The organism is Streptomyces sp. NPDC044003 (genome assembly GCF_056435185.1).
Genome location: NZ_JBWKFA010000001.1, coordinates 100,793 through 113,508, shown reverse-complemented (window position 1 = coordinate 113,508; position 12,716 = coordinate 100,793). Strand labels below are relative to the sequence as shown.

14 protein-coding genes are annotated in these 12,716 nt (G+C 71.4%); 13 read left to right on the top strand and 1 reads right to left on the bottom strand.

Translation table 11 applies throughout. From position 1 onward, the window contains the following. Positions 1–9 precede the first annotated feature (9 nt). From AC07AW_RS00495 to AC07AW_RS00465, 7 genes are all read left to right on the top strand, one after another. Positions 10–318, top strand: a complete 309-nt coding sequence (locus tag AC07AW_RS00495; RefSeq protein ID WP_005311352.1) for a DUF2469 domain-containing protein — start codon at positions 10–12, stop codon at positions 316–318. 131 nt (positions 319–449) lie between these two features. Beyond that, complete coding sequence (locus AC07AW_RS00490) at positions 450–815, top strand: YraN family protein (RefSeq protein WP_392156908.1); 366 nt, start codon at positions 450–452, stop codon at positions 813–815. Continuing rightward, positions 815–2,428, top strand: a complete 1,614-nt coding sequence (locus AC07AW_RS00485; RefSeq protein ID WP_478813353.1) for a YifB family Mg chelatase-like AAA ATPase — start codon at positions 815–817, stop codon at positions 2,426–2,428. Before AC07AW_RS00490 ends, AC07AW_RS00485 begins: the two co-directional genes overlap by 1 nt. Beyond that, positions 2,425–3,594 carry a DNA-processing protein DprA gene (gene dprA / locus AC07AW_RS00480; RefSeq protein ID WP_478813352.1) on the top strand — a complete coding sequence of 390 codons (1,170 nt, stop codon included), beginning with the start codon at positions 2,425–2,427 and terminating at the stop codon, positions 3,592–3,594. The genes AC07AW_RS00485 and dprA overlap by 4 nt, the downstream gene beginning before the upstream one ends. Before the next feature lie 239 nt (positions 3,595–3,833). Continuing rightward, positions 3,834–4,670, top strand: a complete 837-nt coding sequence (whiG, locus tag AC07AW_RS00475; protein ID WP_041131468.1) for an RNA polymerase sigma factor WhiG — start codon at positions 3,834–3,836, stop codon at positions 4,668–4,670. A gap of 53 nt (positions 4,671–4,723) precedes the next feature. Beyond that, complete coding sequence (locus tag AC07AW_RS00470; RefSeq protein WP_478814355.1) at positions 4,724–5,290, top strand: TetR/AcrR family transcriptional regulator; 567 nt, start codon at positions 4,724–4,726, stop codon at positions 5,288–5,290. A 182-nt stretch (positions 5,291–5,472) separates the two neighbouring features. Then, positions 5,473–5,715, top strand: a complete 243-nt coding sequence (locus tag AC07AW_RS00465) for a DUF4253 domain-containing protein (RefSeq protein ID WP_478813351.1) — start codon at positions 5,473–5,475, stop codon at positions 5,713–5,715. Here the strand turns inward: AC07AW_RS00465 and AC07AW_RS00460 are convergent. Beyond that, entirely contained in the window at positions 5,712–6,170 is a 459-nt protein-coding gene (locus AC07AW_RS00460) for a peptidoglycan DD-metalloendopeptidase family protein (RefSeq protein ID WP_478813350.1), read from the bottom strand. The two genes, AC07AW_RS00465 and AC07AW_RS00460, sit on opposite strands and share 4 nt — an antisense overlap. Positions 6,171–6,423: 253 nt before the next feature. On the opposite strand from AC07AW_RS00460, the gene rpsB reads away from it, so the two are divergent. The 6 genes from rpsB to AC07AW_RS00430 all read left to right on the top strand — a co-directional run bounded on the left by rpsB (position 6,424) and on the right by AC07AW_RS00430 (position 12,716). Continuing rightward, positions 6,424–7,326, top strand: coding sequence for a 30S ribosomal protein S2 (rpsB, locus tag AC07AW_RS00455; RefSeq protein WP_478813349.1), 903 nt, complete (start codon positions 6,424–6,426; stop codon positions 7,324–7,326). A 111-nt stretch (positions 7,327–7,437) separates the two neighbouring features. Then, positions 7,438–8,274, top strand: a complete 837-nt coding sequence (gene tsf, locus AC07AW_RS00450) for a translation elongation factor Ts (protein ID WP_017235922.1) — start codon at positions 7,438–7,440, stop codon at positions 8,272–8,274. Between the two features lie 163 nt (positions 8,275–8,437). After that, complete coding sequence (gene pyrH, locus AC07AW_RS00445; protein ID WP_478813348.1) at positions 8,438–9,202, top strand: UMP kinase; 765 nt, start codon at positions 8,438–8,440, stop codon at positions 9,200–9,202. Positions 9,203–9,296: 94 nt separating this feature from the next. After that, positions 9,297–9,854, top strand: coding sequence for a ribosome recycling factor (gene frr / locus AC07AW_RS00440; protein ID WP_026057589.1), 558 nt, complete (start codon positions 9,297–9,299; stop codon positions 9,852–9,854). Then, complete coding sequence (locus tag AC07AW_RS00435; RefSeq protein WP_478813347.1) at positions 9,854–10,957, top strand: phosphatidate cytidylyltransferase; 1,104 nt, start codon at positions 9,854–9,856, stop codon at positions 10,955–10,957. Before frr ends, AC07AW_RS00435 begins: the two co-directional genes overlap by 1 nt. Before the next feature lie 139 nt (positions 10,958–11,096). Further along, positions 11,097–12,716 carry an MFS transporter gene (locus AC07AW_RS00430; protein WP_478813346.1) on the top strand — a complete coding sequence of 540 codons (1,620 nt, stop codon included), beginning with the start codon at positions 11,097–11,099 and terminating at the stop codon, positions 12,714–12,716.

Sequence of the window (12,716 nt, the reverse complement as noted above, 5' to 3'; positions counted from 1 at the left end):
GAACATGCCATGAGCGCCGAGGACCTCGAGAAGTACGAGACCGAGATGGAGCTGAAGCTCTACCGGGAGTACCGCGACGTCGTCGGGTTGTTCAAATACGTGATCGAGACCGAGCGGCGCTTCTACCTCACCAACGACTACGAGATGCAGGTGCACTCGGTGCAGGGCGAGGTCTTCTTCGAGGTCAGCATGGCCGACGCCTGGGTCTGGGACATGTACCGGCCCGCCAGGTTCGTGAAGCAGGTCCGCGTGCTGACCTTCAAGGACGTGAACATCGAGGAGCTCAACAAGAGCGACCTCGAACTTCCCGGCAGCTGAGGCGGCTCTCGCGCCTCCCGCGGCGGAATCACCCTCAGGGGTGACGAGGTTCTCCACAGCCTCCCGGCCGTCCACAGCGCCGCACGCGGTCCACCGCACTCCGTCACAGTCGGTGACGGAGGTGGTACCGCATGAACAGGACCCAAGCCCTCGGACGGTACGGGGAGGAGCTGGCGACCCGCCGGCTCACCGCGACCGGCATGCACATCCTCGCCCGCAACTGGCGCTGCGGCCGGACCGGCGAGATCGACATCGTCGCCCGCGACGGCGACACCCTCGTCATCTGCGAGGTCAAGACCCGGCGCGACGGCGCCTACGAACACCCGATGGCCGCCGTCACACCCCGCAAGGCCGAGCGGCTCCGCCGCCTCGCCGCCTGCTGGCTCGACCGCAACGACACCCCGGCCCCCGCCGGCGGCGTCCGCATCGACCTCGTCGGCATCGTCCTGCCGCGCAGGGGCGCCCCCGTCCTCACCCACGCCCAGGGGGTGGCCTGATGGGATTCGCCCGCACCTGCTCCGTCGCCCTCGTCGGCGTCGAAGGCGTCGTCGTCGAGGTCCAGGCCGACCTCGAACCCGGCGTCGCCGCCTTCACCCTCGTCGGCCTCCCCGACAAGAGCCTCAGCGAGAGCCGCGACCGGGTCCGCGCCGCCGTCGTCAACTCCGGTGCCGAATGGCCCCAGAAGAAGCTGACCGTCGGCCTCAGCCCGGCATCCGTCCCGAAGGGCGGCTCGGGATTCGATCTGGCCGTTGCCGCGGCCGTCCTCGGCGCCGCCGAGCGGATCGATCCGCGGGCCATCGCCGACCTCGTCCTCATCGGCGAACTCGGCCTCGACGGGCGCGTGCGGCCCGTCCGCGGCGTCCTGCCCGCCGTCCTCGCCGCCGCCGACGCCGGATACAGCCAGGTCGTCGTCCCCGAACAGACCGCGGGCGAGGCCTCCCTCGTCCCCGGGGTCTCCGTCCTCGGCGTCCGCAGCCTCCGCCAGCTGATCGCCGTCCTCACCGACGAACCCGTCCCCGACGAGGAAGCCGACGCCGAGGGCCGGCCCGACGCCATGCTCGCCGGACTGCTCGTCCCCGGCGCCGGCCTCGGCACCGGACTCGCCGCCGAGGCCGCCGAAGGACCCGACCTCGCCGACGTCGCCGGGCAGCGCCGGGCCCGTCTCGCCCTGGAGATCGCCGCCGCCGGCAGCCACCACCTGCTGCTCTCCGGACCGCCCGGAGCGGGGAAGACCATGCTGGCCGAGCGCCTCCCCGGCATCCTCCCGCCCCTCACCCGGCAGGAATCCCTGGAAGTCACCGCCGTCCACTCCGTCGCCGGCATCCTCCCGCCCGGCGAACCCCTCGTCCGCCGCGCGCCCTACTGCGCACCCCACCACTCCGCCACCATGCAGTCCCTCGTCGGCGGCGGGAACGGCCTCCCCAAGCCCGGCGCCGTCTCCCTGGCTCATCGGGGCGTACTCTTCCTCGACGAAGCTCCCGAGTTCTCCGGCAAGGCGCTCGACGCCCTCCGGCAGCCCCTCGAATCCGGGCACGTCGTCATCGCGCGCGCCGCGGGAGTCGTCCGCCTCCCCGCCCGCTTCCTCCTCGCCCTCGCCGCCAACCCCTGCCCCTGCGGCCGGCACACCCTCTACGGCGCCGGCTGCGAATGCCCCGCCTCCGTCATCCGCCGCTACCAGGCACGACTCTCCGGACCCCTGCTCGACCGCGTCGACCTCCGCGTGGAGGTCGAACCCGTCACCCGCGACGACCTCCTCGGCCGGGGCGGCCGGGGCGAGACCACCGCCACCGTCGCCGCCCGTGTCCACGAAGCCCGGGCCAGGGCCGCGGCGCGCCTCGCCGACACCCCCTGGCGGGTGAACAGCGAGATCCCCGGACACGAGCTCCGCACCCGCTACCTCGCCGCTCCCGGAGCCCTCGCCACCGCCGAACGCGACGTCGAACGCGGAATGCTCACCGCCCGCGGCCTCGACCGCGTCCTCCGCGTCGCCTGGACCGTCGCCGACCTGAACGGCCACGAACGGCCCGACAGCCAGGACATCGCCCTCGCCCTCGAACTGCGCACCGGCGTCGCCCGCGGCGTGCCCGTCGGAGCGGGGGAGCCCGCATGACCACCGCACCCGCCCCTTCCGACGAGCGCCTGGCCCGCGCGACCCTCAGCCGCGCCGTCGAACCCGGCGACGAACACGCCGGCCGATGGCTCCGCCAGTACGGCGCCACCGGCTTCCTCGACCGCCTCCTCCACACCGGGGACGACCCCGCCCCCTTCCCCGGCACCGGAGCCAAACGCCTCACCTCCTGGCGGCAACGCGCCACCGCCGCACGCCCCGGCCACGACCTCGACAGCGTCCACGGCCTCGGCGGCCGGTTCCTCGTCCCCGGCGACACCGAATGGCCACGTCAACTCGACGACCTCGGAGACGCCCGCCCCATCGGCCTCTGGGTCCGGGGCCCCGCCGACCTGCGCACCTGGGCCCTGCGCTCCGTCGCCCTCGTCGGCGCCCGCGCCTGCACCCCGTACGGCGCGCACACCGCCGCCGACCTCGCCGCCGGCCTCAGCCGACAGGGCTGGGTCGTCGTCTCCGGAGCCGCCTACGGCATCGACGGCGCGGCGCACCGGGGCGCCCTCGCCGCCGGCGGCGCCACCGTCGCCGTCCTCGCCTGCGGCGTTGACACCCCGTACCCCCGGGGCCACGACCGGCTCATCCGGCGCGTCGCGGAACAAGGCCTCGTCGTCGGAGAGTTGCCACCCGACAGCCATCCCACCCCCAGCCGCTTCATCCTCCGCAACCGCGTCATCGCCGCCCTCACCCGGGGAACCGTCGTCGTCGAGGCCCAGCACCGCAGCGGCTCCCTCGTCACCGCCCGCGCCGCCGCCCGCCTCGGCCGCCACACCATGGGCGTCCCCGGACCCGTCACCAGCGCACTCTCCGCGGGTGTCCACGAACTCCTGCGCGGCGACGCCATCCTCGTCACCGACGCCGACGAGATCATCGAACTCGTCGGGGACATCGGACAGCTCGCCCCGGCGCGCCGGGGACCCGTCCTGCCCCGCGACCTCCTCGCCCCCGCCACCGCACACGTCCTCGAAGCGGTCCCCGCCCGAGGTCCCACACCCACCACCGTCATCGCCCGTCGCGCCGGAACCACCCCCGACGACACCCTCGCCAAGCTGTACGAACTCCACTCACTCGGCTTCCTCGAACGGCGCGGGGAGGGCTGGCAGTTGACGAACACCGCGACAGAAGCGTCGAACGCGCGGCGAGGCGGTACTTGACCTGGCGCATTCGGGTGAAAAGGTGAAGGCGATGAACAATCGAGTTCTCTCGGCCGCACCCGAGGGGCCGACACGCGCCACGGCCCGGGTTCGAAGATGTGGCCGACGGCGTCCACCCGGAGCGGCGCGATCCGCCGATGTTCGCTCACCGCGACAGTCCACTCACGCTACGCTCACCAGGATTCCCTCCAGGACACCCACACCGACACACCCGACGGCAGAACGGCACAAGGCGACGCATGCCCCAGCACACCTCCGGGTCTGACCGCGCTGCGGTGCCCCCAGCAGCCCGGGGCACCGTGCGACCGCCCGCACCGACCTCACTCGACGAGCTGTGGCGCTCGTACAAGGACACCGGCGACGAGCGGCTGCGGGAGCAGCTGATCCTGCACTACTCGCCGCTCGTCAAATACGTCGCGGGACGGGTCAGCGTGGGGCTGCCGTCCAACGTGGAACAGGCCGACTTCGTCTCCTCCGGGGTCTTCGGGCTCATCGACGCCATCGAGAAGTTCGACGTCGAGCGGGCGATCAAGTTCGAGACGTACGCCATCACCCGCATCCGCGGCGCCATGATCGACGAACTCCGCGCCCTGGACTGGATCCCGCGCTCCGTCCGCCAGAAGGCCCGCAACGTCGAGCGCGCCTACGCCACCCTCGAAGCGCAGCTCCGCCGGACCCCCTCCGAGAGCGAGGTCGCCGCGGAGATGGAGATCACGCTGGAGGAGCTGCATGCGGTTTTCAGCCAGTTGTCCCTGGCGAACGTGGTCGCCCTGGAGGAGCTGCTGCACGTCGGCGGCGAGGGCGGCGACCGGCTCTCCCTCATGGACACCCTGGAGGACACCGCCGCCGACAACCCGGTCGAGGTGGCCGAGGACCGCGAGCTGCGCCGGCTGCTCGCCCGCGCCATCAACACGCTCCCCGAGCGGGAGAAGACCGTCGTCACGCTCTACTACTACGAGGGCCTGACCCTCGCCGAGATCGGCCACGTCCTCGGCGTCACCGAGAGCCGCGTCAGTCAGATCCACACCAAGTCCGTCCTCCAGCTCCGCGCCAAGCTGGCCGACGTCGGACGCTGAGGCTTGCGGGCCGGTCGTAGAGTGGAGCCGTGCCCAGGATTCGAGCGGCCTCGGTGGCCGAGCACCGGACGATGCAGCGTGGCGCCCTCCTGGACGCCGCGCGTTCCCTGCTGTCCGAGGGGGGTACGGAGGCGCTGACCTTCCCCGCCCTCGCCGAGCGCACGGGCCTGGCCCGCTCGTCGGTCTACGAGTACTTCCGGTCGCGCGCCGCCGTGGTCGAAGAGCTGTGCGCCGTCGACTTCCCCGTCTGGGCGGCCGAGGTCGAGGCCGCCATGGCCGGCGCCGAGACGCCGCGCGGCAAGGTCGAGGCGTACGTCCGCACGCAGCTGGACCTCGTCGGGGACCGGCGCCACCGGGCCGTCGTCGCCATCTCGGCGAGCGAGCTGGACGACGGCGCCCGCGAGAAGATCCGCGCGGCCCACGGCGGCCTCGTCGCCATGATTGTCGAGGCCCTCGCCGCCCTGGGCCAGCCCCAACCCCGCCTGGGCGCGATGCTCCTCCAGGGCGTCGTCGACGCCGCCGTCCGCCGCATCGAGCTCGGCGCGGCGGAAGACCCCACGGACATCGCCGAGGCCGCGGTCACGATGGCCCTCCACGGAGTCTCCGGCCCCACGCCCTGACCGGCCCGGCCACGATGTCAGTGGCGCACCCTACGGTGCGCCCATGTCCTTCGCCCTGCCCGACGGCCTGCCCTCCGGCCGGTTCCTGTCCCACGGCCCCGTGCGCGTATGGGCCTCCGACGACCGCCCTCGGGACGTCCAAGGACGGTGGCCCCGGCTGCTGAGGGAGTGCGCCGCTTCCGTTGCTGTGCGCCCTCCTGAGGAGCTGGGAGGGCCGCTTCGGCGCCCGGGTCGTGGCGGTGTTCCACAGCGAGCTGCACGTATCGGTCGCACGGCCGCCCCTGCGGGCGGAGGAGGCGGAGCTGCTCGCCCTGGAGCACGTGCTGTCGACCGCGGACAACATCGTCGACGACCCGCCCACCCCGTTTCCCGAGTACGCGGCGGATCTCGTCGGGCGGGTCCACTGGTCGTTCTGGTGGGACTAGGGGGTGCCCGGGGGGACCGGGAGGAGTCTTGATGCCGGGTGATTCGTCAGGGCCAGGGGGTTCAGGTAGGTGGCGCCTCTCAGGAGGCCCCAGTGGAGGCAGGTCCTCGGGCAGTGGGGGTTCTCCGTGACTTCGGCGATCGGGGTGCCCGGTGCGACCCGGGTGCCCTGGGGGACCAGGGGGGTCACCGGGGTGAAGGTCGTGCGGAGTGGGGGAGTGCCCGTGCCCGGGAGGGTGAGGGTGACCGCGCCCCGGCCGCCCACCGGGCCCGCGAAGGTGACCGTGCCCGCCGCCGGGGCGAGGACCCGGGTGCCCGGGGGCGCGGCGAGGTCCACGCCGCGGTGACCCGCGGCGTACGGGCCCGGCGGGGGCTGCCAGCCGCGGAGGATCTCCGGCGGGGGCGGGCCCACCGGCCACAGGAGGGTCAGGGTCGCGAGCAGGGTGAGCAGGTGCATGGGGGAAGCGTTCCGCGGGCGTCCGGTTCATGGGAGGAGCGGGCGGTATCTGGGGATTACTCGCCGACTGTGGACAGTGCCGTCACCCGGCGCTCCCGGGGTCCCGTACACTTCCTATGGCGACTCGGGTCACCGGGTCGACTTCGCACGCCCCGCCACCAGTCCCCGAGACGGGTGGCAGCGCCTTTCGGTCCTTCGTGGCACGGCGCGCCGGGGCGTCAGGAACACAACCGAGAAAAACAAGGAGATGGCCATGGCCGTCGTCACGATGCGGGAGCTGCTGGAGAGCGGCGTCCACTTCGGTCACCAGACCCGTCGCTGGAACCCGAAGATGAAGCGCTTCATCTTCACCGAGCGCAACGGCATCTACATCATCGACCTGCTCCAGTCGCTGTCGTACATCGACCGCGCCTACGAGTTCGTCAAGGAGACCGTCGCGCACGGCGGCTCCATCATGTTCGTCGGTACGAAGAAGCAGGCCCAGGAGGCCATCGCCGAGCAGGCGACGCGTGTCGGCATGCCGTACGTCAACCAGCGTTGGCTCGGTGGCATGCTCACCAACTTCTCCACCGTCTACAAGCGTCTGCAGCGCCTCAAGGAGCTCGAGCAGATCGACTTCGAGGACGTCGCCGCCTCGGGTCTCACCAAGAAGGAGCTCCTGGTCCTCTCCCGCGAGAAGGCCAAGCTGGAGAAGACCCTCGGTGGTATCCGCGAGATGCAGAAGGTGCCCAGCGCCGTCTGGATCGTCGACACCAAGAAGGAGCACATCGCCGTCGGTGAGGCGCGCAAGCTCCACATCCCGGTCGTCGCGATCCTCGACACCAACTGTGACCCCGACGAGGTCGACTACAAGATCCCGGGCAACGACGACGCGATCCGCTCCGTCACCCTGCTCACCCGCGTGATCGCCGACGCCGTCGCCGAGGGCCTCATCGCCCGCTCCGGCGCCGCGACCGGCGACTCGAAGCCGGGCGAGAAGGCCGCCGGCGAGCCGCTCGCCGAGTGGGAGCGCGACCTGCTCGAGGGTGAGAAGAAGGCCGACGAGGCCGCCGAGGCCCCCGCCGCCGAGGCTCCGGCCGCCGAGGCCGCTCCGGCCGAGGCTGCTCCGGCCGAGGCTGCCGCCGAGGCTCCGGCCGCGGACGCCGAGCAGGCCTGACCCTTCAGGACCCTGAGGACCTTCGGGTGACGACGGCGGGGGCCCACGAAGCCCCCGCCGTCCACCCGTGGACCCGCCCGATCTTTCAGACTTCGAGAGAGAAACAGACTCATGGCGAACTACACCGCCGCTGACGTCAAGAAGCTCCGCGAGCTCACCGGCGCCGGCATGATGGACTGCAAGAAGGCCCTGGACGAGGCCGACGGCAACGTCGACAAGGCCGTCGAGGCGCTCCGTATCAAGGGCCAGAAGGGCGTCGCCAAGCGCGAGGGCCGCTCTGCCGAGAACGGCGCCGTGGTCTCCCTCATCGCCGACGACAACACCTCCGGCGTCCTCGTCGAGCTGAAGTGCGAGACGGACTTCGTCGCCAAGGGTGACAAGTTCCAGGCCGTCGCCGCCCAGCTGGCCGAGCACGTCGCCGCCACCGCCCCGGCCGACCTGGAGGCGCTGCTCGCCTCCGAGATCGAGGCCGGCAAGACCGTGCAGGCGTTCGTCGACGAGGCCAACGCCAACCTCGGCGAGAAGATCGTCCTCGACCGCTTCGCGCAGTACGCCGACGGCTTCGTCTTCGCGTACATGCACCGCACGATGCCGGACCTCCCGCCGCAGATCGGTGTCCTCGTCGAGTTCGACAAGGCCGACGCCGACGTCGCCAAGGGTGTCGCCCAGCACATCGCCGCCTTCGCGCCGAAGTACCTCACCAAGGAAGACATTCCGGCCGAGGTCGTCGAGTCCGAGCGTCGCATCGCCGAGGAGACCACCCGCGCCGAGGGCAAGCCCGAGGCCGCGATCGCCAAGATCGTCGAGGGTCGCGTCAACGGCTTCTTCAAGGACGCCACGCTGCTCGGCCAGCCGTACGCCCTGGACAACAAGAAGTCCGTCCAGAAGGTCCTGGACGAGGCCGGTGTCACCCTGAAGCGCTTCACCCGCATCAAGGTCGGCATCTGAGTCCGTACGCAGACGCGACGGACACCGGACCCCGGTAGGGTCTGAGGCAGTCGTCCGCGCACGCGCAGGACGACCGCAGATCTGACGAGGAGGCCATTGCCGTACGGGATACCGCGAGGACCCAAGGCAATGGCCTCCTTCGTATGTGCACGAGGAGAGCTCCATGAACCAGGCCGCCGTACAGGGCGACGACAACAACGGCAAGAAGGCCGGCCGCTACATGCTGAAGCTGTCCGGAGAAGCCTTCTCCGGCGGTAAGGGCCTGGGCGTCGACCCCGACATCGTGCACGCCATCGCGCGTGAGATCGCGGCCGTCGTCCGCGACGGCGCGGAGATCGCGGTGGTGATCGGCGGCGGCAACTTCTTCCGCGGCGCCGAGCTCCAGCAGCGCGGCATGGACCGGGCCCGCTCCGACTACATGGGCATGCTCGGTACCGTGATGAACTGCCTCGCCCTCCAGGACTTCCTGGAGAAGGAGGGCATCGACTCGCGCGTCCAGACCGCCATCACCATGGGCCAGGTCGCCGAGCCGTACATCCCGCTGCGCGCCGTGCGCCACCTGGAGAAGGGCCGCGTGGTCATCTTCGGTGCGGGCATGGGCATGCCGTACTTCTCCACGGACACCACCGCCGCCCAGCGCGCCCTGGAGATCGACGCCGAGGCCCTGCTCATGGGCAAGAACGGCGTGGACGGCGTCTACGACTCCGACCCGAAGGCCAACCCCGACGCGGTCAAGTTCGACGCCCTCGAGTACGGCGAGGTGCTGTCCCGCGACCTCAAGGTCGCCGACGCCACCGCCATCACCCTGTGCCGGGACAACAACCTCCCGATCCTCGTCTTCGAACTGCTCGCCGAGGGCAATATCGCTCGCGCGGTGAAGGGTGAGAAGATCGGCACGCTCGTGAGCGACCAGGGCACCCGGGCCTGACCCGAACCGGGGAACCGCCCCGCAAGGGGATGGACAGAGCCCTGCCGGTCGTACACCGTGCAGGACACAACGCGACGACACGCAGGAGCAAGTGGTGATCGAAGAGACCCTCCTCGAGGCCGAGGAGAAGATGGAGAAGGCCGTCGTGGTCGCCAAGGAGGACTTCGCCGCGATCCGCACCGGCCGTGCGCACCCGGCGATGTTCAACAAGATCGTGGCCGACTACTACGGTGCCATCACCCCCATCAACCAGCTGGCGTCCTTCTCCGTTCCGGAGCCGCGCATGGCCGTGGTGACGCCGTTCGACAAGAGCGCCCTGCGCAACATCGAGCAGGCGATCCGGGACTCGGACCTCGGCGTCAACCCGAGCAACGACGGCAACATCATCCGCGTGGTGTTCCCCGAGCTGACCGAGGAGCGCCGCCGGGAGTACATCAAGGTCGCCAAGGGCAAGGCCGAGGACTCGAAGATCTCGATCCGCTCGGTGCGCCGCAAGGCCAAGGAGACCATCGACAAGCTCGTCAAGGACGGCGAGGTCGGCGAGGACGAGGGCCGCCGCGCCGAGAAGGAGCTCGACGACACCACCGCGAAGTACGTCGCGCAGGTGGACGAGCTGCTCAAGCACAAGGAAGCCGAGCTGCTCGAGGTCTGATGAACGACTCTTCCTGGGGGGCCCCGGCCGGTTCCGGCCGTGGGGGACCCGACCAGGGGCCTGCCCCGGCGGGTCCCGCATACGATCGGCATCAGGCGGCGCAGACTCGGCCCATGCCCATCGTGCCCGACGTTCCCGCCGGCGGATTCCAGGACGGTCACGGCCGGGGGGCCGCTCACCCGAGCGGTCCCCTGTTCCGTGACGAGACGCCGCACGAGCACCCGCAGGAGCCCATGTCCAGCCCCACCCCGCCTCCGCCGCCCGCGCCGACGGCGCCACGGCAGAAGAAGAGCGCGGGGCGCGACCTGGGCGCGGCCATAGGGGTCGGGGTCGGTCTCGGTGCCGTCATCATCGCGTCGCTGTTCATCTGGAAGCCGGCGTTCGTCGGAGTGATAGCGGTCGCCGTGGTCGTCGGCCTGTGGGAGCTCACCTCCCGCCTCCAGGAGCGCAAGGCGATCAAGGCTCCGCTGGTGCCGCTCGCGGTCGGCGGCGCGGCGATGGTCGTCGCCGGCTACGTCCGAGGCGCCGAGGGCGCCTGGGTGGCGATGGCCCTGACGGCGCTCGCGGTGCTCGTCTGGCGGATGACGGAGCCTCCCGAGGGCTACCTGAAGGACGTCACGGCGGGGGTCTTCGCCGCGTTCTACGTGCCGTTCCTGGCGACGTTCGTGGCGATGCTGCTCACCGCGGACGACGGGCCGCAGCGGGTGCTGACCTTCCTGATCCTGACCGTGGTCAGCGACACCGGGGCGTATGCGGTCGGCTGGCGCTTCGGCAAGCACAAGCTGGCCCCGCGGATCAGCCCCGGCAAGACCCGGGAGGGTCTGGTCGGCGCGGTGGCGTTCGCCATGGCGGCGGGCGCGCTGTGCATGGAGTTCATGATCGACGAGGGTGCCTGGTGGCAGGGCCTGATCCTCGGTCTCGCGGTGGCGGCGAGCGCGACGCTCGGTGACCTCGGCGAGTCCATGATCAAGCGTGACCTGGGCATCAAGGACATGGGCACGCTGCTGCCGGGCCACGGCGGCATCATGGACCGCCTCGACTCGCTGCTGCCGACGGCGCCGGTGGTGTGGCTGCTGTTGGCGCTGTTCGTCGGGACCGGCTGAGCCGTTCGACTCCGTTTTCCGTGGACGGGCCCGCTGCCTTCGTGGCAGCGGGCCCGTCCACGTTTCCGGTGTCCGCCATGTGGGGGGAAGCGGGAGGCGGCCCGGCGGTCCGTGCCCCGGCGAGGGAAGGCTGTCGAGCATGACATCTCCCACGGCGCGCCCGGCCGAGCCGCCTTCCGGGGCCCTCTCGGTCCTGCTGACCCTCGCGGCGGGGCAGTTCCTCATGGCGCTCGACAGCTCCGTCATGAACGTGTCGATCGCGACGGTGGCCGAGGACGTCGGCACCTCGATCACCGGGATCCAGGGCGCCATCACCGCGTACACGCTGGTGATGGCGATGCTCATGATCCCCGGGGGCAAGGTCGGGACGCTGATCGGCCGCAAGCGGGCCTTCATGATCGGCTGCTGCATCTACGGCGCCGGCTCCCTGACCACCGCCCTCGCGCCGAACCTGCCGGTGCTGGTGTTCGGCTGGTCGTTCCTCGAAGGCGTCGGGGCCGCGCTCATCATGCCCGCGATCGTGGCCCTGGTGGCCGGCAACTTCCCCACGGAGCGGCGCCCGATGGCGTACGGCGTCGTCGCGGCGGCCGGAGCCGTCGCGATCGCGCTCGGGCCCCTCATCGGCGGCGTCGCCACGACGTACTTCTCCTGGCGCTGGGTCTTCGCCGGCGAGGTGCTGGTGGTGCTGGTGATCCTCGTGTTCGCCCGCCGTATCGCCGACGCCGTCAGCGAGGAACGCCCGCGGGTCGACTACCTGGGCGCCGTGCTCTGCGCTGCCGGACTCGGGGTCTTCGTGTACGGCGTGCTCCGCTCCGACGAGTGGGGCTGGGTCCGGCCGAAGACGGACGCGCCCGCCTGGCTCGGGGTGTCGCTGGTCGTGTGGCTGATGCTGGCGGGTCTCCTGCTGATCTGGCTCTTCCTGCGCTGGGAGGCCCGGCTCGTCGCACGCCGCCGGGAGCCCCTCATCAACCCGGAGATGCTGCGCAACCGGCAGCTGACCGGCGGCCTGACCATGTTCTTCTTCCAGTACCTCGTCCAGATGGGCGTCTTCTTCGTCGTCCCGCTGTATCTGTCGGTCGCGCTCGGACTGTCCGCGCTCAGCACCGGCGCCCGGATCCTGCCCCTGTCGGTGACCCTGCTGGCCGCCGCCCTCCTGATTCCCCGGCTCTTCCCCGACGCGTCCCCGCGCCGGGTGGTACGGATCGGGGTGTACGCGCTGCTCGCGGGCGCGATCGTGCTCATGGCCGCGCTCGACGCGGACGCCGGCGCCGAGATCGTCACCGTGCCGCTGCTGCTCGTCGGCTTCGGGATGGGCGCGCTGGCCTCCCAGCTCGGCGCGGTCACCGTGTCCGCCGTCCCGGACCGGGAGAGCGCGGAGGTCGGCGGCATCCAGAACTCCGTCACCAACCTCGGCGCCTCGATCGGCACCGCCCTCGCCGGATCGCTCATGATCGGCGTGCTCACGTCCTCGTTCCTGGCCTCCGTCGAACAGAACCCGGCGGTTCCCGCCGAGGTGAAGGAGACGGCCGTCGTGGAACTCTCGAGCGGCGTCCCCTTCCTCTCGGACGAGCAGCTCACCACCGCCCTGAACGAGGCCGGCGTCAGCCCGGAGGTGTCCGCGGCCGCGCTCGACGCGAACGCCGCCGCCCGCCTCGACGGCCTGCGCGCGGCCCTCGCGATCCTCGCCGCCGCCTCCGTCGTGTCGCTCTTCTTCACCTCACGCATCCCGAGCATCCAGCCGGGCCGCCCCGGGCCGTGA

What these genes read in the sequence shown, in the direction of transcription:
- AC07AW_RS00435 (WP_478813347.1), top strand. Translation starts at nt 9,854, where the DNA reads ATGAACGACTCTTCCTGGGGGGCCCCGGCCGGTTCCGGCCGTGGGGGA.
- AC07AW_RS00495 (WP_005311352.1), top strand. Translation starts at nt 10, where the DNA reads ATGAGCGCCGAGGACCTCGAGAAGTACGAGACCGAGATGGAGCTGAAG.
- AC07AW_RS00485 (WP_478813353.1), top strand. Translation starts at nt 815, where the DNA reads ATGGGATTCGCCCGCACCTGCTCCGTCGCCCTCGTCGGCGTCGAAGGC.
- AC07AW_RS00490 (WP_392156908.1), top strand. Translation starts at nt 450, where the DNA reads ATGAACAGGACCCAAGCCCTCGGACGGTACGGGGAGGAGCTGGCGACC.
- AC07AW_RS00460 (WP_478813350.1), bottom strand. Translation starts at nt 6,170, where the DNA reads ATGCACCTGCTCACCCTGCTCGCGACCCTGACCCTCCTGTGGCCGGTG.
- AC07AW_RS00430 (WP_478813346.1), top strand. Translation starts at nt 11,097, where the DNA reads ATGACATCTCCCACGGCGCGCCCGGCCGAGCCGCCTTCCGGGGCCCTC.
- rpsB (WP_478813349.1), top strand. Translation starts at nt 6,424, where the DNA reads ATGGCCGTCGTCACGATGCGGGAGCTGCTGGAGAGCGGCGTCCACTTC.
- tsf (WP_017235922.1), top strand. Translation starts at nt 7,438, where the DNA reads ATGGCGAACTACACCGCCGCTGACGTCAAGAAGCTCCGCGAGCTCACC.
- dprA (WP_478813352.1), top strand. Translation starts at nt 2,425, where the DNA reads ATGACCACCGCACCCGCCCCTTCCGACGAGCGCCTGGCCCGCGCGACC.
- pyrH (WP_478813348.1), top strand. Translation starts at nt 8,438, where the DNA reads ATGAACCAGGCCGCCGTACAGGGCGACGACAACAACGGCAAGAAGGCC.
- whiG (WP_041131468.1), top strand. Translation starts at nt 3,834, where the DNA reads ATGCCCCAGCACACCTCCGGGTCTGACCGCGCTGCGGTGCCCCCAGCA.